The organism is Nocardiopsis sp. NPDC006198 (assembly GCF_040613895.1).
Taxonomy (GTDB): domain Bacteria; phylum Actinomycetota; class Actinomycetes; order Streptosporangiales; family Streptosporangiaceae; genus Nocardiopsis; species Nocardiopsis tropica.
The window spans coordinates 1-25853 of record NZ_JBEXSY010000061.1 but is presented as its reverse complement, the minus strand read 5'-3'; the positions used below and the strand labels follow the sequence as shown (position 1 = coordinate 25853).

The window sequence follows — 25853 nt, the reverse complement described above, 5'->3', positions numbered from 1 at the left end:
GGTGTACCCCTGCGGGATGCTCCCCACCCGGGCCCGGAGGTCACGCGTGACCGGCCTCGCGCCCGTCCCTCCGCCTCGGCTCCCCCAGAACCTGGGTGAGAGCGTCCTCCACCCGGGCGAGCAGATCGCGTCCGAACACGCACAGGCTGCCCTCCCACGGATGCCCGAACGTTCCCAGGCGCAGGTCACGGGTCGCATAGATGTAGTAGTCCCCGTCGGGGAGAACCTGCCCTGGAGCTCGGGGCAGGCCGGGACCCTCCACCCGGGCGGGATCGAACCGGTAGCCCTGGTGGTTCCAGTCCAACCAGTACAGGGGTTCGCCGGGTAGGACGGAGTCCAGAAGGCCGCGCAGCACCGTGTCCTCGATCACCTCGTCGGGACCGTCCAGGAACCAAGTGGCGGAGTCCGGGGGTTCGACGATGCCCGGGTACCTCTCCACGCTGGGGGCGAAGGAGAAGCGTTCGTCGAAGCGGTCCCACAGGTCGTCGTGCTCCGGATCGGAGAGGAGCATCTGGACGGGGCGCGTGGTGGCGGGGGTGCCAGGCGGAACCCAGTGGTAGGAGCGCACCGTGGTGATCTCGTGGAACCCCGAGCGCCGGAGCACGTCACGGAGCGGGCCGTCCGCCTCGGCGAGCATGAAGCGGGCTCCGGAACTGAACCAGCCCCACCAGCGGGGCCAGGACGGGCCGAGTCGGCGCGCCCACAGGGAGGGGAAGGCCGGGTGCGGCTCACTCATCCCGCCGACGGTCACGAACGGTGTTCCTGTGAGCACCGAGGCCCACCCCACCGCTCGCAATCGGTCCGGGGACCCCTCGTCCACCAGGTGCAGCGTCCGGTCGGCGTAGTAGATCCCGTCCACGCGCGCCTCGGGCAGCGGGGTCCGGTGCGGACCTGAGGCGTCGGTGATTTCGAGGGCCCGAGTTGAGGGGTGGATGCCGGCTTCGATCAGTCGGAAACCCGGCGGGGGGTCGGCCTCCGGTATGTCCTCCACCGGTGCGACCAGCACGGACCGCTCCCATCCGGGGGTGAAACCGGCGCCGGTCAGGGCCTCGGCCAGGCCCGGGCTGTCGTGCGCGTGCACCCGCCACTCGACCGGCTCGACCCGCCTGGCGAACTCCTCCTTCTGGCGCAGGACGAGGCGGGTCAGGTCGGCCCCGGCGGTGTCGCGGTGGTCGACCTGCCCGTGGGTGCCGTAGTGGACGCGCACCAGCGGTCCGTCCTGTGCGACGACCGCCCCGAGCGGCGAGGGCACCGGGACGCGGGCGCGTACCAGGGCGTCGTAGAGGGCCAGGGGGTCGTCGGCGTCCGTTCCCGGTGCCTTGCTCCCGGTGGACCCGTTCAGCGGTGGGTCCCGGCCGTGTAGCCGGAGGGGCCTCCGGACCTCGAGGTCCGGGCCCCGTCCGCCGCGTTCTGCCGGACGGTTGGGGCAGATTTCCCTGTCGTGCCTGTGGCCATGGGCGGGATCCTACAGTCCTGCCACGACGCGGAGGTCCGCGTCGGTGCGGGATCCGGAGCGGCAGTCGTTCGCGGTCTCAGGCAAGGCCCGCCCAGGGGTCCTCGCGCCGCCACAGGGTGGGGAAGTGCAGGGAGACCCCCTGTTCGGCGGCCAGCCCGCCGAGGACGCGCATGGTGGTGTCCAGGTCGTCCGCGGGGCGGGGCAGCGCGCGCAGGGGTTTGTCGACCGGCCGGAAGAAGTCGTCCCAGTGGATGAGGACGGCCCGGCGCGCCCCCACCGCCCCGACCGTCTCCTGCCAGTAGGCCCGGATGTAGTCGTCGTCCCGGCTGCCCAGCTGCCCCACGCCGAGGTAGGCCACGTCGGCGGAGTGCCCGGCGAGGGCGCCCGGCACGAACCCGGCGCTCCCCTGGATCAGCGCGGAGGCGCCGCCGGTGTGCCGCAGCAGGAGGGACCACGCCTCGCCGCAGCGGTACGCGGAGACCCGGACCGGGGGTGTGACGGGCGCGTCGATGTCCCCGGGGAAGCGGTCGGGCGGGCAGTGGCGGGACTCGACCGGGGTCAGGGTGAACGGGCCGTACACCAGGGGTTCGCCCGGCACGGCGCGGACGATCCTGTCCTCGGGCAGGCCGCCGCCGCGCCCGATGTTGGCGGTGGACGCGCCGCCGACCAGGCGGGCCCCGGTGCGCAGGGCGACCTCCGCCGAGTCCATGGCGTGGTCGAAGTGGGTGTGCACGGGGACCAGGGCGTCGAGCGAGGTCACCCCGGCCCGCGCCAGGGCGGCATCGATACGGGCGGGGTCGGGGGCGATGCGCCGCAGGCCCACGGCGGTCAGCGACGGGCGGGAGAAGAACCCGTCGGTCATGACCGCCGAGTCCCCGTCCCGCACGAGGAGCGTGGAGACCCCCAGGAAGGTGACCGAGGGGCCGGGGCCCGCTCCGGCTTCCGGGAGGTCGAAGAGGCCGGTGCGGCGGGAGAGGTCGGGGCGACCGAGGCGGACCTTCATGGGGCGGAGTCTAACCAGGGCCCCTCCGGTCGGAGCGGCGCGGGAAGCCCTCCGGGCCGGCGTCGTCGCCGAGAAGTGCCGAGTGACCGCCGGTGAACCGGCGGCCCCCGGCCGGCGGTCACGGGATCCGGCGGTCGGCCCTCCCCCGCGGCCCGCGGAGCCGGGGCCGGGCCGGAGGACAATGGGGACGTGCTCATCCGACGACTGCGCCACGCGGCCCTCCTGGAACACGTCAACATCGTCCTGATCGCGGCGGTGGCCCTCGGCGTCCTGGGCATGCCCGCGAGCCCCGCCAACCTGGCCGGGCTCGGCCTGGTCGCGCTGCTGCTGTTGGAGGGCGGGGCCTACTGGTGGCTCAAGGTCCACCAGCTCAGGGTCCGCGCGCCCCGCCCTGCCGGGATCGGCGTCTTCCGGACGCTGGGCCGCCTCAACCTCGTCCTGTTCGCCTTGGGCGGCGCCGTCATCGCCGGAGCCCTGGCCACCGGCGCGTCCGGCGCGCACGTGTGGCCGGGGGCTGCCCTGTGGGGGTTCGCTGTGCTGGAGCACGTCAACTACTTCCACCTCCAGCTCTCCCACCAGTGCCGGGCCGACCTGGCCCGGCTCCGCCGCACCCGGCGCCTGCACCCCTCACCGCTGGCCCGTGACCTGCGCGGCCACCGTGCTCGGACGCCCGCCCCTCGGTAGCCGGGGCGAGCGCGCGAACGGTGGCCGCAGCCCTAGCGCACCCAGGCCGGGGCGGTCGTCAGGACGGACCGGCCGCTTCACCTCGGCCCTGCCGCCGGTCTTCTCCACGAACGCCTCGACGCCTGCTGGCCCCACTACCTCTCGCTGCCGCGTTCCGACGGCCCTCCTTTACAGTGGGTCTTCGTGCTTTACGGAAGATCTGTGGAAATCGGCGCGCTCGACGAAGTGATCGCCAGGGCCGGCCACGGCCGCGGCGGGGCGTTGGTGCTCCGGGGCGAGGCCGGCGCTGGCAAGACCGCCCTGCTCGACGCAGCGGCCGAGCGGATCGAAGGGATGGGGGTGCTGCGGACCGGCGGCGTCGAGTCCGAGTCCGATCTGGCGTTCGCGGCGCTGCACCAGCTGCTGTGGCCGGTGACCGGATTGCTCGACGCGCTGCCCGGGCCGCAACGCGACGCCGTGCGAGCGGCCTTGGGCCACGCCTCCGGCGGCACGGGCGACCGCTTCCTCCTGGGCGCCGGCGTGCTGTCGTTGCTGGTGGAAGCGGCGGGCCCGGAGGGCCTGGTCTGCGTGGTCGACGACTTCCAATGGATCGACCGTGCGTCGGCCGACGCGCTGCTGTTCGCCGCCAGGCGGCTGGGCACCGAACGGATCGCGATGTTGTTCGCCGTCCGCGGTGACGCCCCCGTCAAGGGCGTGCCGTCGACGGTGGACGTGCGCGGCCTGCCCGAGGACGCTGCGGCCGAGCTGCTGGAGTCCCGGCACGGGCTGCCGGCCGCTCCGGTGCGACGGGAACTGATCAAGCTGACCGGGGCGAACCCCCTGGCCCTGGTCGAGATCGCCGCCCGGCTGACGCCCGCGCAGCTCGCCGACCGCGAACCGCTGCCCGACCCGCTGCCCGGCGGCGCCCGGCTCTACGGCGACCGGGTGGCCGGGTTGTCCTCCCCCGCCCGGCTGGTCGCCCTGCTCGCCGCAGTCGAGACCGACCTCGAGGTGGTCCTGCGTGCCGCCGAGCGGCTGGCGTCGGGGCCGGAGGCGGTGGCGGTCGCCTTCGCCGAGCTGGAGGAGTGCGGGCTGGCCGGGGTGTCGGGCACCGGCGTGCGCTTCCGCCACCCGCTCATGCGATCCGCGGTCCACGAGGCGGCCGCCCCGGCCGAGGTCCGCCGCGTGCACGCCGCCCTGGCGGAGCTGACCGCGGGCGACCGTAGGGCCTGGCACCTGGCCGGAGCCGCTCTGGGCCAGGCCGAGCCGGTCGCCGTCGCGCTGGCGGAGGTCGCCGGGCGGGCTCGCGACCGTGGCGGGTACGCCGCCGCCGCCACCGCCCTGACCAGGGCCGCCGAGCTGACCCCCGAACCACGCGCCCGCGCCGCCCGGCTCAAGGACGCCGCCGTTTCGGCCTGGCTCGCCGGTCGGCCGGGACAGGCCGAGTCGCTGCTGGCAGAGGCACGAGAAGGGGCCGGCGGCGACAGCACGCTCGCGATGGAGATCACCCGGCTCCGCGGTCGGTTCGAGCTGAACTCGGGCAACGCCGCCGAGGCCGTGCGGATCCTGGCGGCGGGCGACAGCCTGGACATGCTGGCCGACGCCGTGGAAGCGGCCTCCCACGTCGGCGACACGGCCGCCGTCGTCGAGCTCGGCCGACGGGCGACGGCGCACCCCGAGGGGTTCCTGCGGGACACGGTGGCCGGTATCGGGCTGACCCTGGACGGCGACGCCGCCGGACCGGGACTGCTGCGGCGGGCACTGGCGCGGGCCGACGAGCTGGACGACGCGGTGGGCTGCCTCTGGGCGACGGCCGCGGCCAGCGCTCTGGGAGAGTCGGACCTGGCGACCGGGATGGCCGAGCGGGCCGGGCGAGTGGCCAGGGTGTCGGGGATGGCCGGACAACTTCCCGTCGTGCTGGGGTTCGTGGCGACCGCCGACCGCCTCGCGGGGCGGCTCGCGCACAGCCGGGCCGTCTCCGAGGAGGGCCTGGCGCTGGCGCGGGAGGCAGGGTACGAGAACACGGTGGCCGCGCACCTGGCCAATCTGGCGGTGCTGGCGGCTCTGCGCGGCGAGGAGGAATCCTGCGAACGGCAGGCCCGTGAGGCGCTGGCCATCGCCCTGCCGCACCGGGTGGGGCTGAGCGCGGGGGTGGCCTCCTACGCGCAGGCGATGCTCGAGTTGTGCCTGGGCCGCTACGCGTCGGCGCGCGACCGCTTCCGGGTCCTCGCGGTGGCGGGGCCGGGCACGGGACATCCGACCGTGGCCTGGCGGACCATGCCTGACCTGATCGAGGCCGCGGTGGGCGCGGGCGACGAGACCGGTGCCCGAGCCGCGCTCTCGGCCTACGAGCGGTCGACCGAGCACGCCGTGACGCCGGAGTCGCGCGCGCTGCTGGCCCGCTGCCGGGGTTTGGCCGAAGCGGACGAGGAGGCTTTCGGGGAGGCGCTGCGGCTGCACACCAACCCGTTCGAGGCGGCCAGGACGGCGCTGCTGCTGGGCGAGCGCCTGCGCCGCGCGCAGCATCCGGGCCGGGCGCGAGCGCACCTGCGGACGGCGTGGGAGGTGTTCGAGCAGGCCGGCGCCCGGCCATGGGCGCGGCGCGCACAGGAGGAGCTGCGGGCGGCGGGCGAGTACGGCGGCGCCCCGTCCCCCGGCGTGCTCGACGTGCTGACCCCGCAGGAACTGCGCATCGCGGGCCTGGTCGCCGACGGGTTGTCGAGCAAGCAGATCGCCGCCCGGCTCTTCCTGAGTCCTCGTACGGTCGAGTACCACCTGTACAAGATCTATCCGAAGCTGGGCATCGGCTCCCGTACGGATCTGGCGCGGCTGGTAGTTCTACGGAAGGCCCCCGTGGCAGGGGACGACATGCTGTGAGGCATGCAGAACGTGACCATCTGGAGTGAGGGGTTCGGCGCCGAGACGGACGCGCCGATCCTGTTGATCATGGGTTCGATGTCGCAGGGCATCCTGTGGCCGGACGAGTTCGTCGGCCGCCTGGCCGCCGGAGGCCGCCGGGTGATCCGGTACGACCACCGTGACACCGGTATGTCGGGCACCGTCGACTTTGCGACCGCGCCGTACACCTGGAACGACATCAAGAACGACGTCTACCGCGTGCTGGCGGCCCACGGCCTGGAGAGCGCCCACCTGGTGGGCCATTCAGCGGGCGGGCTGCTCAGTCAGCTCATCGCCGTGGAGGCGCCGGAGCGGGTGCGGTCGCTGACCGTCATCGCCTCCTCGCCGCTCGGCGGCGGCGAGAGCCAGGTGCTCGTGCGGGCGCTGACCGGTCAGCCGCAGTCCGAGGGCAGCCTGCCTGCGCCGGAGCCGGAGTTCGTGGAATTCTTCCGCACGCTGATGGCCTCCCCGCCCGCCCAGGACCGCCGCACCCTGATCGACGGCATGATCGCCGAGCAGCGCGTGCTGCACGGCACCGGACTGCCGTTCGACGAGGACGCGGCGCGCCGGCTTCAGGAACGCGTCTACGACCGGGCGCGCGACCTGTCGGCGGCGGCCAACCACCGGCTGGCCGCGGGGGCCGGCCCCGACTTCGAGCCGGTGGACGCGCTGCACCGGGTGCAGGCGCCCACGCTGGTCGTCGAGGGCAGCCACGAGCCGGTCAAACCGGGTCACGGCGCGTTCATCGCCGAGCAGATCCCGGGGGCCCGGCTGATGACCGTGGCGGGCATGGGGCACACGCTGCCACTGGAGACCCACCAGGAACTGGCCGACGCGATCCTCACGCACACGGCCGAGTGAGGAAGTCTGTTGCAGAACCCCTGCGTCCCCGCCATCGAAGTGGCGGACCTGACTCAGCGCTTCAGCACCGCGCTCGCCGTCGACCGGCTCAGCCTGAGCATCCCGCCGGGGATGTTCTACGGCATCGTGGGGCCAAACGGCGCCGGTAAGACCACCATCCTGACGGCTGTGTGCGGGCTGCGCCGTCCGACCGCAGGCACGGTCAGGGTCGCCGGTCATGATCTGCGCACCGCGAGGGAGGCCGCGCTCGCGCAGCTCGGCGTCATGATGGACGGGCTGTCCTTGCCCGAGCGACTGACCGCCGCCGAGATCCTGCGCTACAGCGCGGCGCTGCGCGGCCTGGACGACGGCTGGCGGGCGCGGGCGGACGACCTGCTGGAGATCCTCGGACTCGACGCGGTTCCACGCACGCTGATCGTGGAGTACTCCACAGGTATGCGCAAGAAGATCGGTCTTGCTCTGGCACTGCTGCACCGGCCCCGGGCACTCGTACTGGACGAGCCGTTCGAGGCGATCGACCCGGTCTCTGCCCGCTCCATCGAGCATGTGCTCAAGCAGTACGTCGACGCCGGCGGCACGGTGGTCCTGTCGAGCCACATCATGGACTTCGTCGAGCGCAATTGCCGGCGGGTCGCGGTGGTGGTCGGTGGCCGGGTGCTGGTCGAGGGGCCGGTGGAGCGAGTGGCCGGGGACTCGACGCTGAACGAGCGGTTCCTCGAGCTGGTGGGCGCAGATCCGGTGCGCCCGCTGGAATGGCTGTCATGACGCGCGCCTTGTTCGCGCTCAAGCTGCGCCTGTTCCGCAACGGCCCGCACGACGAGCGCGTTTTCAGCCTGGTCACCGGACTGATTCTGGCCGCCCTGGTGATCGCGGGCGCGTCCTCGGCCACCCATGGCGTGATCCACGAGGGCTGGATCGCCGTGGCGCTCACGGTGTGGGGCGGCATGTGGCTGTTCGGGCCGATGGCCCAGCCCCGCCATGAGCCGTCGGTCATCTCCCACGAGTGGTTGCGCGGATATCCGCTCCGGCCGCGGCGGCTGGCGCGGGCGCTATCGTGGACCGAACTGCTGGGCGTCGGCCCGCTGTTCACGCTGGCGTGCCTGTCGTCGCTGGTGGTGCTGGCCGCCGTTCTGCCCGGCGTCGTCGGCGGTCCGTGGTGGGGAAGCTTCCTCGCCGCGGTTCTCGTGGCCGTCGTCGTGGGCGTGATACCCCTGCTCACCGTCGGCCTGCTCCAGCAGCGCGGTACCGGCCTGCTGGAGGCGATGGCCACCCGCGGCACCGCGGTTCTGCGCGCAGCCGCCCGGACGAGGAGCTGACCGGCCCGCGCCGCCGACGCGGTCGCCCTCGCTGTTCGTGTGTCGTCGACGAACGCGTCACCAGCCGCGTACGGGAGGTGGGAAGACCGGGACGGGCCTGCAGGGGCGGAATCCGACCGGCCGACCGGGGACACTCGGCGGACCGCCTTCGGACGACCGGGCCCGGGGGCCGCACCGGACCGTGCGGCCTCCGGACGGTTCCCCGGCGTGTTCAGCCCCCGTCCGCGCCGCGGCGGGCGGCGTTGGCGGCGAAGGCGTCGCGCAGGTAGACGCTCAGCCCCTGGCCGTGGGCGTCGACGGTGGCGGTGAACCGCTCGTCGTCCGCATACAGCTGCCCCAGCCCCCGATGGATCTCGACGGTGCAGTCGTAGAACCAGCGGGTGATGTGATCGCGGTGCCGCTCGGCCAGGTCGGCGGCGGTCCCGCTGTCGGCGGGCACCCCCTCGTCCATGGCGCGGGCCAGGGCCCGGTAGATCTCGGCGGCCTCGGCCTGGCTCCGCAGCCAGTCGGCCTTGGTGTAGCCGCTGACATCGCGCGAGGACCGGTCGAACGCCTCGGGGTTGCAGGAGCCCCAGCGTTCGCGGGCCTCCTCGGCGCGGGCGTCGACGTCGAAGTCTCCGAAGAGTTCGAGGCGTTCCTCGGGAGTGAGATCGAGTCGCATGGTGTCGGCCTCCATCAGGCGTTCCAGCGCCCGCGCCATGGTGCGCAGGCGGTCGATGCGTTCGGCCACCAGCGCGTGCTGCCGGACCAGGTGGGCGCGGGTGTCGGCGGCGGGGTCGTCGAGCAGCTCGGCTATCCGGTCCAACCCGAAGCCCAGTTCCCGGTAGGTGAGGATCTGCCGGAGCCGCTCCAGGTCCCGCTCGCTGTAGCTGCGGTAGCCGGACGCGGTGCGTTCGGCGGGGACGAGGAGCCCGATGGTGTCGTAGTGGTGCAGGGTGCGGACGGTCTGCCCGCTGATCCGGGCGGCCTCGCCGACGGTGTGGCCCATGGTGTTTCCCGCTTCCGCCGCTGGTGGTGACGTGTCCACGACGGTAGGGGCTGACGTAGCGAGAGGGTCAAGCCCTTTCCCTGGGAGAAGGGGCCCGGGAGGGCGGTCCCGGGCACACGCAGCGCTACTACCCGCCGGTAACCTTGGGGGATGAGCCTTGACGACACCACCGAGGGCTTCCAGTTCGACCGGGACACCCGCGTCGAGAAGCGGAGCGACGGCGAGTTCACCGCCACCCTCACCGACGGGTGGACCACCTTCACCTCGCACCCCAACGGCGGCTACGTCCTGGGCACGGCGCTCAACGCGCTGGCCCAGGGGATGAGCCAGCCCGACCCCCTCGTGGTCTCCGCGTTCTTCCTGCGCCCCGCCGCCCCGGGCGGGGCCGAGGTCCGCACCGAGACCATCCGCGAGGGCCGCCGCACCGCCACCGGCCAGGTCGTCCTGGAGCAGAGCGGCAAGGAGGTCCTGCGCGCCACGGCCACCTACGGCGACCTGACGGCGGAGGGGCGCGTCCTGCACCTGGAGGGGCCGCCGCTGCTCCCCGCGCCGGAGGAGTGCCCGGTGCCCGCGGAGTTCGACGCGCCCGAGGGCCTGACCATCGCCCACAGCGTCGAGTACCGCTACCCCGCGCGCCCCGGATGGCTGGACGGGAAGAAGGACGGGCGCCCATACGTCGAGTTCTGGATGCGCTTCGCCGACGGGCGCCCCGCCGACGTCCACTCCCTGCCCGCCATGGTGGACTTCGCCGTACCGGCGGTGCTGGAGATCGGCGAGTTCAGCACCATCACCGTCGAGCTGAGCGTGCACGTGCGCGCCCGCCCCGCCCCCGGCTGGCTCGCCTGCCGGGTGTTCACCAAGCACGTCTCCGGGGGCCTGCACGAGGAGGACATGGAGATCTGGGACAGCGAGGGCGTCCTCGTCGCCCAGGCCCGCCAGCTCGCCATGCTCCTCTGAGGGTCCCGGGGCCCGCGGGTCCCCACCGGTCAGGGGGCCGGCACCACGATCCGACCCCCTGACCATGACCACCAGCGGGTCCGCGAGCGCGTCCACCGCGGCTCGGCATCCTGTGCGGGGGCGCGGGTTCCGCTGCTCCGAACGGGTTCTGGGAGCGCGACAATGCACCCATAATTGGGCTCCGTGATCATAGACAAGGCGATCTACCACGCCGGTCGGCGGCAGGACATCGACGGCGACATCAGCGACGCCTTCGACGAGGCCCGCCGTGACCAGGACGACTGCTTCGTGTGGATCGGGCTCCACGAGCCCACCCCGGAGGAGTTCGCCCTCATCGAGGAGGAGCTCTCCCTCCACCCCCTGGCGGTCGAGGACGCCCTCACCGCCCACCAGCGTCCCAAACTGGAGCGCTACGACGACACCGTCTTCGTCGTGGTCAAGACGCTGGCCTACCACGAGGACACCTCCGACGTGGAGGTCGGCGAGGCCATGCTGTTCGTCGGCGCCGACTTCGTGGTCAGCGTCCGGCACGGCACGGGGAACCCCCTGGGCAGGGTCCGCGCACGGCTGGAGGCCGACCCCGAACTGCTGTCCGCGGGACCCGCCGCCGTGCTGTACGGCGTGTGCGACGAGGTCGTCGACCACTACGGCACGGTGGTCCACAAGATCGAGTCCGACATCATCGAACTGGAGCGGGCGGTCTTCCAGCCGCGCGGCGGCGACGTCACCGAGGACATCCACCACCTCAAACGCGAGGTCCTGGAGTTCCGGAGCGCCGAGAGCCCGCTCATCCCGGTCCTGGAGGAGGTCTCCAAGGGGAGGATCCCCCGGTTCGAGGAGACCAAGGAGTACTTCCGCGACGTCCTGGACCACCTGCTGCGGGTGGACGACCAGGTGGACGACCACAACGAACTGCTCACCAGCGCGCTCACCGCGCACCTGGCCCTCCTGGGCAAGCAGCAGAACGAGGACGTCCGCAAGATCTCCTCCTGGGCGGCCGTCATCGCGATCCCCACCATGATCGCGGGGTTCTACGGGATGAACTTCGACCACATGCCCGAGCTGCACTGGCTCTTCGGCTACCCCATCATCATGGGCGTGATGGTCGGGGCCTCGGCGCTGGCGTACCGCCAGCTCCGCAAGAACGGCTGGCTGTAGGGGACGGCGCGCGGCCGGGGCGCGCCTTCGCCGGAGCCGGGCTCCGGCGGGCGTCCCCGGCCGCGCGCGCTTCCGCCGGGGCGAGGGGGCGGTTCCCGCGAGGGCCGCCCGGCCCTGCCCCGTCGGGGCCGGGCGCACCGTGCGGCCGTGCGTTCAGACCACCGCGCGGAAGTGGGTGGTCAGCCGGTGGTCCTCCTCCAGGACGTGGAAGGCCACGCCGGGCGGCTGGTCGCGGTTGAAGGCGGGCTCGCCCTCCCACGGCATGCGCAGGGTCCACGTCACCCCGGGCGCCAGCAGCAGGGGCCGTCCGGCGAAGGTCGTCGCCCCGCCGGTGTGCGCGTGCCCGACCAGGATCCCGGCCACCCGGGGGTGGGCGGCCAGGAGTCCGGCGAGGTCGTCGGCGTTGTCCAGGCGCATGGAGTCGGGCAGCGGGTGGTGGACGCGCACCGGCGGGTGGTGCAGGGCCAGCAGCGCGGGGGTGTCGCCGGGCAGCTCGTTCAGCGTGTCGTTGATCCAGACCAGGGTGGCCGCGTCGAGGTGGCCGCCGTCCTCGCCGGGGACCGTGGAGTCGCAGGCCAGCACGGCCGCGCCCGCCACGTGGTGCACCCGGTTGACGGGTTCGCCCGATGCGGGTTCTCCCAGCAGCACCTCGCGGTAGGCCGCGCGGTCGTCGTGGTTGCCCGGGCAGCTCAGCACCGGGAAGGGCAGGTCCAGCAGGCCGGCCGCCTCCGCGTACTCCTCGCGTGCGCCGTGGTCGGCGATGTCGCCGCTGACCAGGAGGGCGTCGGGGGCCTGGGAGAGTCCGCGCAGGTAGTCCACCGTCCGGGTGGCGCGCTCGGTGGCGCGGTCGGTCCCGTCCAGGTGCAGGTCACTGATGTGGGCGAGCAGAACCGTCATGGTCGTCCTCTCGCGGGCACGTTCCCGCCCCGCACTTCTAACGGATAAGTTAGCCTTAAGCGTTAGAACGTTAGCTCGTGGGCAAGGCGACGGGCAAACGGGACGAGGACGGGGAATCCATGCAACGCCATCTGGCGCTCGAACTGGCCAGCACGATCCGCCACGACGGCTCGGGGGGCGTCGCGGACGACCTGGACACCGTTCCGGACACCGCGCGGTGGCTGGCGTCGGTGGCGGACCTCCTGCCCGGGGCGCAGGTCCTCGGCTCCGGCGCCGACGAGGACCTGCGGGACCAGGTCCTGGCGCTGCGCGGCGCCGTCAGGGCGCTGCTCGCCCGGGCCGTGCGCCCGGGGCCGCCCAGTCCCGCCGACGCCCACCGGCTCCTGCCCGCCGAGCAGGCCCTGGAGCGGCTCAACTCCGCGGCCGCCAGGGAGCCCGTCGTGCCGCGGCTGCGCTGGGACGAGGGCGACGTGCCCGTGGTCGAACTCCGGTCCGGCGGGGGAGCCTGCGACACACGGGTGGTGGCGGCGCTGGCCCGCGCCGCCATCGCCCTCCTGCACGGCCCCGACCGGGAGCGGCTGCGGGCCTGCACCGCGCCGCGCTGCGTGCGCTACTTCGTGCAGGCCCACGGCCGCCAGCAGTGGTGCGGGACCGCCTGCGGCAACCGGGCCAGGGCCGCCCGCCACTACGAGCGCCAGGTCGTGGCCCGCTCCGCGGCCCGGCCGCTCCGGAGCGTCGTGGAGTCCTAGGGCTCCACCGGGGCGTCGGGCCCGGGGGTTTCGAGGGCGAACCCGCCCGCCCCCGGCCTCGGGCGAGCCCGACACGTCCTCGTCCGCATCGGGGGGCGGTCGCCACCGGGGCCGCAGTCGGCGGCGCAGCGGCCCGGGCCGCGACAGCGCGGGGCGCGGCCGGCCCCTCCCGGGCATGCGCGCGTCCGTGCGGGCCGCGTCGGGGCGGTGGTGTCGGGGGCGGCGGACCCCGACGCCCCGCCCGAGCACCTGCCACCGAACCCGTGCGTCCGCCGAGCCGCTGTCCGCGTGACCCTGTCCGCGGACAGCGGCTCCACCGGTTCAGGCCCGGGCGAGCGCGCGCCCGGCGTCACGGGCGGCGTCCAGGGCCTCGGCGCGCTGCTGCGCGGCCATCTCCCTCAGCCCCTCCATCGCCGGCGTCGTGGCGGCGAGGGTGAGCTCGCACTTGACCAGGGTCAGCTCGGCCTGCCAGATGTCACCCACGACGCGCTCCAGGTAGGGGGTGGAGTGGTCCCAGCCCTCCCGGGGCGTGCCCGGTCCGTAGCCGCCGCCGAGGGTGGTGACCAGCAGGGTCGGGGTGCCCTTGAGCAGCGGGGTGGTGGCGCCCACGCCCGCGATCACCAGGTCCGACCAGGCCTTGAAGTGCTGGGAGACGCCGAAGTTGTAGAGCGGCACGGCCAGGATCACGGCGTCGGCGCCCTCCAGCTCGGCGCCCAGCGTCGCGGCCAGGTCGAGCGCCCCGCGCTGGGCCGGGGTGCGGTCGGGCTCGGCCGCGAAGCCGGCCGTGGTGGCCAGGGTCCAGGCGTCGGAGGGCAGCGGGTCGGTGCCCAGGTGGCGGCGGGTCACGGTGCCCCCGGGGTTGGCGGCGGTCCACTCGGCCTCGGCGCGGTCGGCGATCTCGGAGCTCACGGAGGTGCTCGGGAGGATGCTGGCGTCCAGTCGGAACAGGTTCATGGGGTCCGTTTCTGCAGAAGGGCGGCAGGGGTCCGCGCGGTGCGGACCGTGGCCACAGCATAAGCGGACTTTACCCCGCTTAGCGAACGTGGTGTAGTTTCCTTCCTGTGAACGCCCCTCTCGTGCCCTTCGGAAAACCGCGTCCCGAACGCGCGGACGCGGCGCGCAACCGCCTGATCCTGCTGGAAGCGGCCCGGGCGATGCTCGCCGAGCACGGCGCGGAGAAGGTCACCATGGACGCCCTCGCCGAACGCGCCGGTGTGGGCAAGGGCACCGTCTTCCGCCGCTTCGGCAGCCGCGCCGGCATCTTCAACGCCCTCCTGGACGACAGCGAGGGGCGGTTCCAGGAACAGGTCCTCTCGGGGCCGCCGCCGCTGGGACCGGGCGCCGCGCCCAAGCAGCGCCTGATCGCCTACGGGCGCGCCCGCATCGCCTACCTGTTCGTCCACCACACCCTCGTCAGGGCCGCGCTGGACCGCAACCGGCCCGCACCGATGGGCGAGGTCAGCATGACCCTGCCCCATTTCCGGATGCTGCTCGGCCGGACGGACGTCCCCCGCCGCCACCTGGACGGCCTCGCCCTCCAGCTCACCAGCGCGCTGGAGGGCCCGCTCATGCTGTACCTGTCGAGGGAGGAGATCGCCCGGACCCCGGAACCGGACGCCGAGGACCCCCTCGCCGACAGCTGGCAGGAACTCGTCGAACGCGTCCTCCCCGGCTGACCGCTCCGGGGCGCCGGCCGGCGCCCTCCCCCGCGTCCCCGGGCCGGGAGGGGGAGCTCCTCGGCGCAGCACTCCCGCCCCGTCCGGTCCCGGCCCGTTCCGCGGCTCAGCCGGCGCGGACCATCGTGGAGTCGTAGCCGCCGCCGCCCGGGTAGGTCCACGGGCCGGTCACGGTGGTCCCGTCGGCGCTGAAGACGCCCGTGTAGCGGGCGGGCGACCCCTTCTCCCCCGCCCAGATGGTGAGGGTGTCCCCGGCCAGTTCGTAGACGTAGTCGAAGGTGTTGCCCAGGCTGTCGTAGAAGCGCGACCGGATGTCCTCGCCGGGCCGCTCGGCCCCGAAGGCCCGCTCCCTCCCGATGACCTCCAGGCCGGTGACCCTCTTGCCGTCCTGGACGAGGTCGACGTCCTGGAGGAGGAAGTACCGACCCTCCATCCAGCGGTAGACGACGGTGCCCTCGGCCCCGCCGGTCACCCTCCAGGCGCCCACGAGGCGGTCCAGTGCGGTCAGGGCGGCGTCGGGGCCGGCGGGGTCCTGCTCGTACGCGCTCATGTCGTGTCCTCTTCCGTGTCGGGCGCGCGGCGGCACGGTGCCGCCGCGTCTGCCCCACCCGTACGACCGGACCGGGAGGGAGAAGGAATCGGCGCCCGGGCGAATTTTCCGCACGCGGCCGCGCCGGAGCGCGTTCCCCCGGGTCAGAGGGTGGGCGGGAGCCCGAACGCGGGCAGGGTCTCGGGGCCGAACGTGGTGATCTCCGCGACGAGGCCGCCCTCGATCCGCAGCACGTCGAGGTTGACGGCGGCATGGACCGCCTCCCCCGGCATGCGCACGTAGTTGGCGGCGGCGGGGCTGCGGTTGGCGGACACGGGAACCGCGATCCACTCACCCCAGGCCCGGTTCCCGGAGAGCACCGGGCGCCACAGGTCCAGGATGGCCTCGCGGCCCTCGTAGACCAGCGACGCGGGGGGCATCGTCTGGCGCGCGTCCTCGCGCAGCAGGGCGGCGAGCCCGTCAGGGTCGGCGTCCCGGGAGGCCTCCACGTAGCGGCGCAGGACGGCGCGCTCCTCCTCGCTGGGGGCCGTGACCGGACCCCAGTCCGCCCTGTGCCGGGGAAGGACCGCGCGCAGGGTCGCCCGGGCGCGCTGAAGGGCGCTCTTGACCGCCGGGACCGACACCTCCAGGGTGCTCGCGGTCTCCTCGGCGGGCCGGCCGAGGACGTCGCGCAGGATGAGGACGGCCCGCTGGCGGGGCGGCAGGTGCTGGATGGCGGCGAGGAAGGCCAGTTCGACGGTCTCGCGGGCGATGGCCGCCGCCTCCGGCTCCCCCTCGGGCGGCGCGGCCCGGTCCAGGAGCTCGTCCGGGTACGGCTGGAGCCAGGGGACCTCGGAGAAGGGCGAGGCCCCCGTGCCCTTCGCCACGGGCCGGTCCCGGGTGCGGCGCCGGTCGAGGGCGTCCAGGCAGGTGTTGGTGGCGATCTTGTACAGCCACGCCCGGAACGTGGAGCGCCCCTCGAAGGTGGAGCGGCGGCTCCAGGCCTTGAGCAGTGTCTCCTGCACCATGTCCTCGGCCTCGGTGAAGGAGCCGAGCATCCGGTAGCAGTGCACGCGGAGTTCGTGCCGGTGGCGTTCGGCCAGTGCGGAGAAGGCGGCCTCGTCGTCCACCACGCTGTTCTCGGCCATGCGTCCCGACCACCCCTCGCCCGGCGCTTCCGGCCCGCCGCCGGCGCCCACCGAATCCTAGGGGGCGGCGGTGACGGAGGAGCGGCCGCGGGCCCGGCGGCGGCGGGCGGAGAGCCCGCGCCGGAGCACGCCCTGCCGGGGCGAGAGGAGGTAGGCCAGGGTGAACGCCGCCGCCTGGGCGAGGACGATCGATCCGCCGGTGGACACGTTGAGGTGGAAGCTGGTGAACACACCGGCCACCGCCGCCGCCACCGCGATCGACGCCGAGATGAGCAGCATGCGCTCGAACCGGTCGGTGAGCAGGTAGGCGGTGGCCCCGGGGATGATCACCATGGCCACCACCAGGATGATCCCGACCGCTTGCAGCGCCACGACGACGGTGACCGAGAGCAGGCCCAGCAGCAGGGTCTCCAGCAGGCGCGGGTTGATGCCCAGGGCGTGCGCGTGGACGGGGTCGAAGGCGTACAGGGTGAGGTCGCGGTGCTTGTACCAGACCACGGCCAGGACCACGGCGGCCAGGACCAGCACCTGCCAGATGTCGGTGTCGGAAACCCCGAGCACGTTGCCGAACAGGATGTGGCCGAGGTCGGTCTGGCTGGGCACCCGTGAGACGAGCACCAGGCCCAGGGCGAACATGGCGGTGAACACGACGCCGATGACGGCGTCCTCCTTGACCCGGGAGGTGCGGTTGACCACCCCGATCAGGGCGACGGACCCGGCGCCGAACACCAGGGCGCCCACCGCGAAGGGCAGGCCGAACATGAAGGACAGCACCACCCCGGGAAGGACGGCGTGGGAGACGGCGTCGCCCATCAGCGACCACCCCACGAGCGTCATCCAGCAGGACAGGACCGCGCAGACGACCCCGGCGACCACGCTTACCAGCAGGGCGCGCCGGACGAACTCGAACTGCAGGGGGACCGTGAACCACTCGGTGAGGCCGGTGATCAGCGCGTCCATACGGGGCCCTCCTCGTCGGAGTGGATGCCGAAGGCCTCCATGAGGACCTCCGGGCGCAGGACCTCGGCCGGTGCGCCGTGGGCGATGACGCGGCGCTGGAGCAGGACCGCCTCGTCGCACAGCACGGGCACCTGGGCGAGGTCGTGGGTGGAGACCAGCAGGGTGTGCCCCTCCCCGCGCAGCGCGCGGAGCAGTTCGACGATGGTGGCCTCCGAGCGCTTGTCGACCCCCGCGAAGGGCTCGTCGAGGAGTAGCACGGCGGCGCCCTGGGCGATGGCGCGGGCGACGAAGGCGCGTTTGCGCTGGCCGCCGGAGAGGGCCCCGATCTGGCGGTCGGCGAGGTCGGACAGGTGGGTGCGCTCCAGGGCGTGCTCGACCGCCTCGCGGTCGGCGGCCCGGACCCGGCGGCGGCGCCCCATGTGCCCGTAGCGGCCCATCATCACCACGTCGCGTACGCGCACCGGGAAGGCCCAGTCGACCTGTTCGGACTGGGGCACGTAGCCCACCGCTCCGGCCCTGCGCGCGTCGGCGCTGGTACGGCCGAGGACGCGTACGCGGCCGTGGTCGGCGGGGACCAGCCCGAGGACCGTCTTGAACAGGGTGGACTTGCCCGAGCCGTTGGTGCCGAGCAGTCCGCAGACACGGCCCGGGGCGACCTCCAGGGAGACGTCGTCCAGGGCGAGGACGTCGCCGTAGCGCACGGTGGCGCCGGAGACCTCGATGGCGGGGACCGCCGGGGAGGACGTGGTGGAGGCGGACACGGCGCTCACCCCCTCAGCCCGGCGACGATCGTCTCGGCGTCGTGCCGGAGCAGGTCGAGGTAGGTGGGGACGGGGCCGTCGGCCTCCGACAGGGAGTCCACATAGAGGGTGCCGCCCATCTCGGCGCCGGTCTCGCGGGCCACGGACCGCTGGGTGCCGTCGTTGACGGTGCTCTCGCAGAACACGGTGGGCACGCCGTTGTCGCGGACGAAGCCGGTCACGGAGGCGATCTGCTGGGGGGTGCCCTCGGTCTCGGCGTTGACCGGCCACAGGTAGCGCTCGCTCAGCCCCGCGTCGCGGGCGAGGTAGGAGAAGGCGCCCTCGCAGGTCACCAGGGCGCGGGCGTCCTCCGGGACCTCGGCGAGCTCGGTGTCCAGGTAGTCGCCGACCTCGGAGATCTCCGCCTTGTAGGACTCCGCGGCCTCGGCGTAGGCGGCCTCGCCGTCGGGGTCCAGCTCGGTGAGGGCGTCACGGATGTTGTCCACGTAGACCAGGGCGTTGTCGGGTGACATCCAGGCGTGGGGGTTGGGTTCGCCCTCGTACTCCCCCGAGGAGATGGGGATGGTCTCGATGCCCTCGCTGAGCAGGGCGGTGGGCGCCTCCACGCGCTCGGTGAACTGCTGGAACCAGGCCTCCAGACCGAGGCCGTTCTCCATGATCAGGTCGGCGTCCTGGCCCCGGACGAGGTCGTCGGGGGTGGGCTCGTAGCCGTGGATCTCGGCCCCGGGGCGGGTGAGGGAGGCGACCTCGACCCGGTCGCCCGCGACGTTGCCGACCATGTCGGCCAGGACCGTGAACGTGGTCAGGACCAGGGGCCGTGTGTCGTCCCGCGTCTGGCCGGCCTCGGCGGAGCAGGCGGTGAGGGGCAGGGCGAGGGCCAGCCCGGCGGCGGGGATCACCCTCGACCAGGATGTTGAAGGGGACCAACCTCTAGAGTTCGGCACACCTAACTTTTTATCACAACACTGCCGAACTGAGCCACGGTCCCGGGGTCGGCGCTCGGCGCCGGCCCCCGGGCGGGTGTCGGGATCCGGGGCTCCGTCGGCGGGGACGGCGGGGCCCCGGGGAGCCCGGTCCGGTCACACGACCGGACTTCCCGATTTCCTGGGAAGTCGCGCGAGGAGCACCGCAGATACCGCGGCCATTCCGGCGCCGACGAGGAATCCCGCGGAATTGGCGAGGACGTCCCCGGTGTCGGCGACCCGGTCCGCCCCCACGGCCCACTGAAGCGTTTCGACGGACACGGAAAGGGCCGGCCCGAACAACAGGCGGGCCCACCACGGGGAGAAGGCGAAGAAGGCCAGGATTCCCAGGGGGACGAAAAGGAGCGCGTTCATGGCCTTTTCCTCGAGGATCAGGGCCGCGGACTGCACGGGCTCGCCCGCCGCCTCGATTCCCTCGGAGAGTTCCGTGAGGACGAGGTTCTCCTGGGCGTGCGTGACCGCATTTCCCTCGCCGTCGACCACGGAGAGACCGCGATCGGGGTCGCCGTGGACGTAGAAGTCGGCCGGGTTCGCCCCCCGCAGCTCCTCTTTCTCCTGGTCGGTGAGCTGATCGGGGCTGTAGTGGGCGACGGTGCCGTCGGAGAGGTACTGGCCGAAGCTCTCCTCCGCGGCTTCGTTCATCGCGAGCTCGTTCACGAAGCCGAGGGGGTTCCAGTGGACGTATCGGCCGGGGTCGGACGGGGAGCCGCCGGAGAACGGCATCACCAGGACCAGCACGTAGACGGACGCCGTCGCCGCCAGTAACTTTCGCGTGTGCCGGGGGAACGCGCCCTGTGAGCGGGCCGCGGCGGCCGCGAGCACGAGGGAGAGCGCGAAGAGCAGCAGAATCGCCACGGACAACGTCAGCGGCGTGACATAGAACAGAACTCTCCACATTCGGACGGCACTCCTATGATTTTTCGGTGAAGCCGGGCAGAACGTTCAGGAGATTACATGCCACCGGGGCCCCTGTTTCACAGGAGGAGTGGTTCGCGGGCGGGAATGCGCATTCTCGGTGACCCCGCGGGCGCGTGAACTGGAACTCTTCGCACCGACATTTTTTCGGAAGGCCGGAGGCGGGGGCGCGGAGCCTCCCGGCTCGGTTCGGCGGTACGGGTCCGTCTCACTAGACTGGTCGCCCGGCACGCGCGGAAGCCCCTGTCCCGCGCCCCTCGCGCGCCCCGATGTCCACGAGGTCGCCAGACCCCGTACCACGAGGGAGACCGATGGGGTCCGACGCCGATCCGCACCGCACGCTGCGCGAGCGCTACCGACTGCTGGCCGAGATCGGCCGGGGCGGCATGGGACGGGTCTGGCGCGCGCACGACATACGGCTCAACCGCGCCGTGGCCGTCAAGGAGATCTTTCTGGCTCCGGGGCAGGACGAGACCGAACGCGGGCGCACGGCGGCCCGGGCCAGGCGCGAGGCGCAGGCCGCGGCGATGGGCGGCCACCCCAACATCGTCACCGTGCACGACATCGTCGAGGACGACGGGCGGCCGTGGATCGTCATGGAGTTCCTCACCGGGCGCTCCCTGCACGCCCTGGTCCGCGACGACGGCCCCCGCGACCACCGGGAGGCCGCGGCATGGGGCCTGGACCTGCTCAGCGCCCTGACCACCGCGCACGGGCAGGGCATCACCCACCGCGACGTCAAGCCCGAGAACGTGATGGTGACCGACTCCGGGCGGGTGGTGCTCACCGACTTCGGGATCGCCACCATCGCCGACACCGCCTCGGTCACCCAGACGGCCGGGGTGCTCGGCTCCCCCGCCTACCTGGCCCCCGAGCGCCTGGGCACGGGCCCGGCCAGCCCCGCGAGCGACCTGTGGTCGCTCGGCGCGACCCTGTACCACACGGCCACCGGGGTCTCGCCCTTCCGGCGGGAGGGCATCCCCGCGACGCTGCACGCCGTCACCTCCGTGGAGCCGCCGGACGTCCTGGGGCGGGGGCCGCTGGGCCAGGCCGTGCGGGGGCTCCTCGTGAAGGACCCGGCCAGGCGGATCGACGCCGACCGGTGCCGGGAACTGCTGTCCGCCGAGGCGGTCGGCGCCGTCGTCGGCACGGGTTTCACGGCCTCCCCCGCCCTCACCTCCTCCGCGGCGGGCCCCACACCCTCGGGGCCGCTACCCGCGCCGGCGCCGCTCCCGACCGGGTTCGGGACCGCCCCGCAGGCTCCCCCGGCCGCGTTCGCGCCGCCCCCGGCGCAGCCGACGCGTCCGGTCGCGCCGCCGCACGGGCCCCCTCCCGGCCCGACGGTCCCGATGGCGAAGGCGCCGCGGAGCGGAGGGCGGCTGTCCTGGCCGTTCGTGGTGCTCACCCTGGGGCTGTCCGCGCTGGTCGCGGCCGCCTCCCTCCTGGTCGCGCTCGACCCGTGGGGCGGGGAGCCCGACCCCACCGCGGCCGCCTCCGGCGAGGAGCAGGGCTCCGAGGCGGACGGCGGCGCGGCGGACGCCACCGGCGAGCCCTCCGAGCAGGAGGGGGACGGCGAACCGGAGGCGGGCGGAGGGGAGTCCGTCACCGGGAACGGGACGACCTGGACCGAGGAGGACCAGGGCTTCGGGATCGGGGTGCCCGACGGGTGGATCCGCAGGACCGCGGGGACCAGTGTCTTCTACGACTCCCCCCACGACGGCAGCTACCTCCAGGTCGACATGGCCGAGCACCCCACCGACGACGAGTACCAGCACGTCGCCGGGCTGGAGCAGGGCGTCCAGGAGTCGGGGCGCATGCCCGGCTACGAGCGGGTGCGGCTGGAGGACGCCACCGCCGGCAGCGGGTTCCACTCGGTCGCCGAGTGGGAGTTCACCTGGAACGGCGACGGCCAGGAGCGGCGCCTGTTGTCCCGCAACATCGCGGTGGCGCCCGGCGTGCACTACACGGTCGCCTGGGTGACCCCCGCGGTCTCGTGGAACGACCAGGCCGACCTGCGCGCCGAGTCACTGGACTCCTTCGAGCCCTCCTGACCCCTGCCCCGGCCGGCGGTCCTCCGTCCGCGCGGCCGGACCGGCACCACCCTTCCCCCCCTTCCCCGGACCGGGACGCCGCCCGCGCATTTTTTGCCACAACGGCAATAGAACTTGTGGTTCTGGCCGGTGTGCGCGCATGGTGGTCGTGGAGGTGGTCATGGTGGCCGAACAGTTGGAGAACAGCTATGACGTGGTCGTCGTCGGAGGCGGCGCGGCCGGTCTGAGCGGCGCCCTGATGCTGGCGCGGGCGCGCCGGTCGGTGGTGGTGGTCGACGCGGGAGAGCCGCGCAACGCCCCGGCCGACGCGGTGCACGGGCTGCTGGCCCTGGACGGGACGGCGCCCGCCGATCTGCTGGAGCGGGGACGGGCGGACGTGCGCCGCTACGGCGGCCACGTGGTGCCCGGCCGGGTCGACTCGGTCGCCCGCGAGGGCGACGGGTTCGCGGTGGCGCTCGCCGACGGACGGACGGTGCGGGCGCGCCGACTGCTCGTGACCACGGGCCTGGTGGACGAGCTCCCCGGGATCCCCGGTCTGCGGGAGCGCTGGGGCAGAGACGTGGTCCACTGCCCGTACTGCCACGGCTGGGAGATCCGCGACCGTGCCATCGGCGTGCTGGCGGTCGGGCCGATGTCGGTGCACCAGGCGCTGCTGTTCCGCCAGTGGAGCGCGGACGTCACGTACTTCTCCCACACCGCGCAGCCGCTGACTGATGAGCAGTCGGAGCAGTTCGCCGCCCGCGGGATCTGTGTGGTCGACGGAGAGGTGGCCGCCCTGGAGGTCGAGGAGGACCGCCTCACGGGGGTGCGGCTGGCCGACGGCAAGGTCGTGGGCCGTGAGGCCGTGGCGGTCTCCTCCCGGATGGTGGCGCGCGCCGGCTTCCTCGCGGACCTGGGGCTCCGGACCGAGGAGCACCCGATGGGGGTCGGCACGTACGTCCCCGCCGAGCCCACGGGGCGCACGAGCGTTCCCGGGGTGTGGGTGGCGGGCAACGTGACCGATCCGTCCGCCCAGGTCGGATCCTCGGCCGCGGCGGGCGCGGGCGCGGGGGCCCAGATCAACATGGACCTCGTGACCGAGGAGACCCGCCTCGCGGTCGAGGCCCGGGACCCCTTCTCGGCCGGGGTCGAGGCGGGTGCGGGCCCGAGGTGACGGGCGGCCACGGGCCGTGAGCGGCCGGGGAGCGGCGGCGTCCGCGCCCCGGGGACGGGCGGGCTCGGACCCGACCGAGGGGGCCGTTTCGATGCGGCCGATACCGCATCGCGGCCGGGGCGCTTTCTCCTGACCGGTCCCGGTGCGCCCCCTTCCCGGGGGCGACATTCCGCACGGGAGGTTGGGAACGCGTGCCGCGCGGAAACGATCAGCACGCAGCGCCGACCACTGCGGGGAGGGCGCCCGACGAGGGCGCCCTCCCCGCGCGGCGCGGACCCGGCCGTGGCCGCGCCCGCGCCGCCACGCCCCAGGGAGCCCACACGATGACGACGGTCGTCTTCGACCACACCACCACCGGCTACCGGGTGCCGCACGCCCTGTGCCTGGCGCACGCGGCCAAACTCGCCTACGCCGATCCGGACACCGCGCGGCGCCAGGCCGCCGAGTGGGGGTTCGACCGCTTCCGCTTCTTCGAGGCCGACTTTGCGCCCCCCTTCGCCCTGGACCACACCCAGGGCTTCACCATGGCCGGCGACGACATGGTCGTCACGGCCTTCCGCGGGACCGAACCCACCCAGATCATGGACTGGCTCTCCGACGGCAAGGCCCCCCTGGTCCGGCACTCCTCCCGGCGGGGCCGGGCGCACTGGGGGTTCAGTACCGCCGTGGACGCCGTGTACACGGAACTGCGCGGGGCCGTCGAGGAGTTCCGCACCGCCGGGCAGTCCCTGTGGTTCACCGGCCACAGCCTGGGCGGCGCGCTGGCCGTGCTCGCCGCCGCACGCCTGCACTTCGAGCCCCCGTCACTGTTGGCGGACGGGGTCTACACCTTCGGACAGCCCCGCACCTGCGACCGCGAACTCGCCGTGGCCTACGACGAGGCGCTCAGGGGGCGCACCCACCGCTTCGTCAACAACAACGACGTCGTCGCCCAGGTGCCCCCGGGGCCGCTGTACACACACGTGGCCGAGGAGCGCTACTTCGACGCCGACGGTCGCCTGCACGCCAAGGCGCCGGGGCTGCTCGGCAGGGTCTCGGACAGGGCCAGGGGCTACGCCCTGGACGCGGCCGCCTTCAGGCCCGACGCCGACGGGATCACCGACCACTTCATCGACGCCTACATCGCGTGCCTGGAGGCGGCCGGCCGCTGAGGCGCGCCGGGGCCGTCCCCCCGTACCGCGACGGCCCCGGCGGGAGCCGCCCCTGCCGTGCCGCGGGGCCGGGCCCACGGGGCGGCAGGGGCGTGGGTACGCACGCTCTCACGTTACAGTCATTGCAGTAATTGCTGCAATGACTGTAACGTGAGGCCATGAGCGAACCCACCGAGGACGAACTGGCCTTCGTCGACGACGTCGCGGGCTTCTTCGCCCGCGAGGGCCTGCCCCTGATCTCCGGCCGCGTCATCGGATGGCTGCTGATCAGCGACCCGCCCGAGCAGAGCGCCGCCCAGATCGCCGAGGCGCTCCAGGTCAGCCGCAGCTCCATCAGCACCGCGGCCCGGCTCCTCACCCCCAGCGGACTGGTCGAGGGGGTACGCCGCCGCGGAGAGCGACAGGAGTACCTCCGCATCGCCGCCGACGGCTGGAGCCGGATGCTGGAGCGCCGCTACGCCCAGGCCGCGGGGTTCCGTGAGGTCACCGAGCGGGGGCTCAGGGCACTGGAGGGCTCCGCCCCGCAGCGGCGCGAGCGCCTGGCCAACGTCAACCGGCTCTACGGCTTCCTGGAGGCCGAACTCCCCGCGGTGCTCCGGCGCTGGCGGGACGAACAGGAGGACCACGACCGATGACCCCGACCCCGACCCCCTTCGAGCGCATCGCCCTCGACCGCCCCGAGGGGCGGCTGAGCGTGGTGACCGCGGGCGAGCACGGCGCCCCCGTGGTCCTGCTGAGCGGAGCCGGGCAGGACAACGCCCTGCTCAGCTGGCGCCACCTCCTCCCGGTCCTGGCGGCCGAGCACCGGGTGTTCGCCCCCGACTGGCCCAAGCAGGGACACAGCAGGCCGTGGAACGGCCTCGCCGACCACGCAGCCCTGACAGACGTCGTCACCCACGTCCTGGACCGGTTCGGCCTGGACCGGGTGGCGCTCGTCGGCCTGTCCCAGGGCGGTGCGCTGGCCCTGTCCTACGCCATCGACCGTCCCGAACGGGTCGAGAGGCTCGTGGCCATGGCTCCCGCGGGGGTCATCGCCTTCCCGCCCGGTGTGCACCAGCTGCTGTGGCTCACCGCGCGGAGCAGGTTCCTCAACCGCACGCTGCCCGAGCGGATGTTCCGCACCCGGGAGGGGGTGGAGCGCTTCGTGCTGCGGGCCCTGTTCGCCGGCCCGGTCGCGGACCTGGACTCCGTCGTGGACGAGGTCATGGAGGAGATCCGTGTCAGCGGGGTCGGGTCCTCCGACTGGCAGAACGCCTCCATCGGCCCCTGGCGGATGAGGGTGGACCTGCGCCCGCGCCTGGGCGAGATCTCGTGCCCCACCCTGTTCATCCAGGGTGACAAGGACGTCGGCGTCCGCCCGGCGCGGACCGTCGAGGCGGCCCGCCGCGTGCCCGGCGCCCGTCTGGAACTCCTGGAGGGCAACGGGCACTGGCTCAACCGCCAGTCACCCGACCGGGTCAACGCCCTGGTCAGGGAGTTCCTGGCCGAGTCCGGAACCTGACCCCGCCGCTTGCGGCCCCGGGCGAACGCCCGGGGCCGCCGCGGTCCCAGGGCCCGGTGGGGGGGGGGGGGGGGGGACG

The 25853-nt window shown here is 73.6% G+C and carries 25 protein-coding genes; 14 read left to right on the top strand and 11 right to left on the bottom strand.

Annotated elements, in window-relative coordinates:
• Positions 1-40: 40 nt before the first annotated feature.
• On the bottom strand, positions 41-1207 hold the full coding sequence (locus ABZ234_RS27905) for a DUF2716 domain-containing protein (RefSeq protein ID WP_355014001.1): 1167 nt from the start codon (positions 1205-1207) through the stop codon (positions 41-43).
• A 325-nt stretch (positions 1208-1532) separates the two neighbouring features.
• Positions 1533-2459, bottom strand: coding sequence for an MBL fold metallo-hydrolase (locus ABZ234_RS27900; protein ID WP_355014000.1), 927 nt, complete (start codon positions 2457-2459; stop codon positions 1533-1535).
• Between the two features lie 189 nt (positions 2460-2648).
• Here ABZ234_RS27900 and ABZ234_RS27895 point away from each other — a divergent pair, with 189 nt between their 5' ends.
• From ABZ234_RS27895 to ABZ234_RS27875, 5 genes are all read left to right on the top strand, one after another.
• On the top strand, positions 2649-3143 hold the full coding sequence (locus ABZ234_RS27895) for a hypothetical protein (RefSeq protein WP_355013999.1): 495 nt from the start codon (positions 2649-2651) through the stop codon (positions 3141-3143).
• Between the two features lie 183 nt (positions 3144-3326).
• Positions 3327-5999, top strand: a complete 2673-nt coding sequence (locus ABZ234_RS27890) for an AAA family ATPase (RefSeq protein WP_355013998.1) — start codon at positions 3327-3329, stop codon at positions 5997-5999.
• Positions 6000-6002: 3 nt separating this feature from the next.
• Positions 6003-6881 carry an alpha/beta fold hydrolase gene (locus tag ABZ234_RS27885; protein ID WP_355013997.1) on the top strand — a complete coding sequence of 293 codons (879 nt, stop codon included), beginning with the start codon at positions 6003-6005 and terminating at the stop codon, positions 6879-6881.
• Positions 6882-6890: 9 nt separating this feature from the next.
• A complete protein-coding gene (locus ABZ234_RS27880; RefSeq protein WP_355013996.1) occupies positions 6891-7646 on the top strand; it encodes an ABC transporter ATP-binding protein in 756 nt (251 codons plus the stop codon).
• Positions 7643-8197, top strand: a complete 555-nt coding sequence (locus tag ABZ234_RS27875; RefSeq protein WP_355013995.1) for a hypothetical protein — start codon at positions 7643-7645, stop codon at positions 8195-8197. Before ABZ234_RS27880 ends, ABZ234_RS27875 begins: the two co-directional genes overlap by 4 nt.
• A 211-nt stretch (positions 8198-8408) precedes the next feature.
• On the opposite strand, the gene ABZ234_RS27870 is transcribed toward ABZ234_RS27875, so the two are convergent.
• The gene (locus tag ABZ234_RS27870; protein WP_355013994.1) at positions 8409-9185 is read right to left on the bottom strand and encodes a MerR family transcriptional regulator; all 777 of its coding nucleotides are present in this window, start codon (positions 9183-9185) and stop codon (positions 8409-8411) included.
• 150 nt (positions 9186-9335) lie between these two features.
• Between ABZ234_RS27870 and ABZ234_RS27865 the strand changes: the two genes are divergently transcribed.
• Both ABZ234_RS27865 and corA read left to right on the top strand, forming a co-directional pair.
• Positions 9336-10142, top strand: a complete 807-nt coding sequence (locus tag ABZ234_RS27865) for a thioesterase family protein (protein ID WP_355013993.1) — start codon at positions 9336-9338, stop codon at positions 10140-10142.
• A 183-nt stretch (positions 10143-10325) separates the two neighbouring features.
• Positions 10326-11300, top strand: coding sequence for a magnesium/cobalt transporter CorA (gene corA / locus ABZ234_RS27860; RefSeq protein ID WP_267950005.1), 975 nt, complete (start codon positions 10326-10328; stop codon positions 11298-11300).
• A 153-nt stretch (positions 11301-11453) separates the two neighbouring features.
• Here the strand turns inward: corA and ABZ234_RS27855 are convergent, their stop codons facing one another.
• Positions 11454-12197, bottom strand: coding sequence for a metallophosphoesterase (locus ABZ234_RS27855; RefSeq protein WP_267950006.1), 744 nt, complete (start codon positions 12195-12197; stop codon positions 11454-11456).
• Positions 12198-12316: 119 nt separating this feature from the next.
• Here ABZ234_RS27855 and ABZ234_RS27850 point away from each other — a divergent pair, with 119 nt between their 5' ends.
• The gene (locus ABZ234_RS27850; RefSeq protein ID WP_355013992.1) at positions 12317-12946 is read left to right on the top strand and encodes a CGNR zinc finger domain-containing protein; all 630 of its coding nucleotides are present in this window, start codon (positions 12317-12319) and stop codon (positions 12944-12946) included.
• A gap of 321 nt (positions 12947-13267) precedes the next feature.
• Here the strand turns inward: ABZ234_RS27850 and ABZ234_RS27845 are convergent, their stop codons facing one another.
• Complete coding sequence (locus ABZ234_RS27845) at positions 13268-13900, bottom strand: NAD(P)H-dependent oxidoreductase (RefSeq protein WP_355013991.1); 633 nt, start codon at positions 13898-13900, stop codon at positions 13268-13270.
• A gap of 107 nt (positions 13901-14007) precedes the next feature.
• Between ABZ234_RS27845 and ABZ234_RS27840 the strand changes: the two genes are divergently transcribed.
• On the top strand, positions 14008-14622 hold the full coding sequence (locus tag ABZ234_RS27840) for a TetR/AcrR family transcriptional regulator (protein ID WP_267950009.1): 615 nt from the start codon (positions 14008-14010) through the stop codon (positions 14620-14622).
• A gap of 106 nt (positions 14623-14728) precedes the next feature.
• On the opposite strand, the gene ABZ234_RS27835 is transcribed toward ABZ234_RS27840, so the two are convergent.
• The 6 genes from ABZ234_RS27835 to ABZ234_RS27810 all read right to left on the bottom strand — a co-directional run bounded on the left by ABZ234_RS27835 (position 14729) and on the right by ABZ234_RS27810 (position 19900).
• The gene (locus ABZ234_RS27835; RefSeq protein ID WP_355013990.1) at positions 14729-15172 is read right to left on the bottom strand and encodes a hypothetical protein; all 444 of its coding nucleotides are present in this window, start codon (positions 15170-15172) and stop codon (positions 14729-14731) included.
• 143 nt (positions 15173-15315) lie between these two features.
• Complete coding sequence (locus ABZ234_RS27830) at positions 15316-16299, bottom strand: RNA polymerase subunit sigma-70 (RefSeq protein ID WP_355013989.1); 984 nt, start codon at positions 16297-16299, stop codon at positions 15316-15318.
• Between the two features lie 57 nt (positions 16300-16356).
• A complete protein-coding gene (locus ABZ234_RS27825) occupies positions 16357-17259 on the bottom strand; it encodes a metal ABC transporter permease (RefSeq protein ID WP_267950012.1) in 903 nt (300 codons plus the stop codon).
• The gene (locus ABZ234_RS27820; protein WP_355013988.1) at positions 17247-18020 is read right to left on the bottom strand and encodes a metal ABC transporter ATP-binding protein; all 774 of its coding nucleotides are present in this window, start codon (positions 18018-18020) and stop codon (positions 17247-17249) included. The genes ABZ234_RS27825 and ABZ234_RS27820 overlap by 13 nt, the downstream gene beginning before the upstream one ends.
• 5 nt (positions 18021-18025) lie before the next feature.
• Positions 18026-18964, bottom strand: a complete 939-nt coding sequence (locus tag ABZ234_RS27815) for a metal ABC transporter substrate-binding protein (protein ID WP_267950014.1) — start codon at positions 18962-18964, stop codon at positions 18026-18028.
• Positions 18965-19099: 135 nt separating this feature from the next.
• Positions 19100-19900: a VanZ family protein gene (locus ABZ234_RS27810; RefSeq protein WP_355013987.1), complete on the bottom strand. Its 801-nt coding sequence runs from the start codon at positions 19898-19900 to the stop codon at positions 19100-19102.
• A gap of 329 nt (positions 19901-20229) precedes the next feature.
• Between ABZ234_RS27810 and ABZ234_RS27805 the strand changes: the two genes are divergently transcribed.
• The 5 genes from ABZ234_RS27805 (at position 20230) to ABZ234_RS27785 (ending at position 25774) form a co-directional block, all read left to right on the top strand.
• Positions 20230-21969 (top strand): serine/threonine-protein kinase, encoded by a 1740-nt coding sequence (locus ABZ234_RS27805; RefSeq protein ID WP_355013986.1) that lies wholly within the window; start codon positions 20230-20232, stop codon positions 21967-21969.
• A 139-nt stretch (positions 21970-22108) separates the two neighbouring features.
• Entirely contained in the window at positions 22109-23122 is a 1014-nt protein-coding gene (locus ABZ234_RS27800; RefSeq protein WP_355013985.1) for an NAD(P)/FAD-dependent oxidoreductase, read from the top strand.
• Positions 23123-23445: 323 nt separating this feature from the next.
• A complete protein-coding gene (locus ABZ234_RS27795; RefSeq protein ID WP_355013984.1) occupies positions 23446-24273 on the top strand; it encodes a lipase family protein in 828 nt (275 codons plus the stop codon).
• Between the two features lie 158 nt (positions 24274-24431).
• On the top strand, positions 24432-24908 hold the full coding sequence (locus ABZ234_RS27790) for a MarR family transcriptional regulator (RefSeq protein WP_267950018.1): 477 nt from the start codon (positions 24432-24434) through the stop codon (positions 24906-24908).
• A complete protein-coding gene (locus tag ABZ234_RS27785; RefSeq protein WP_355013983.1) occupies positions 24905-25774 on the top strand; it encodes an alpha/beta hydrolase in 870 nt (289 codons plus the stop codon). The genes ABZ234_RS27790 and ABZ234_RS27785 overlap by 4 nt, the downstream gene beginning before the upstream one ends.
• The last annotated feature ends 79 nt before the right edge of the window (positions 25775-25853 follow it).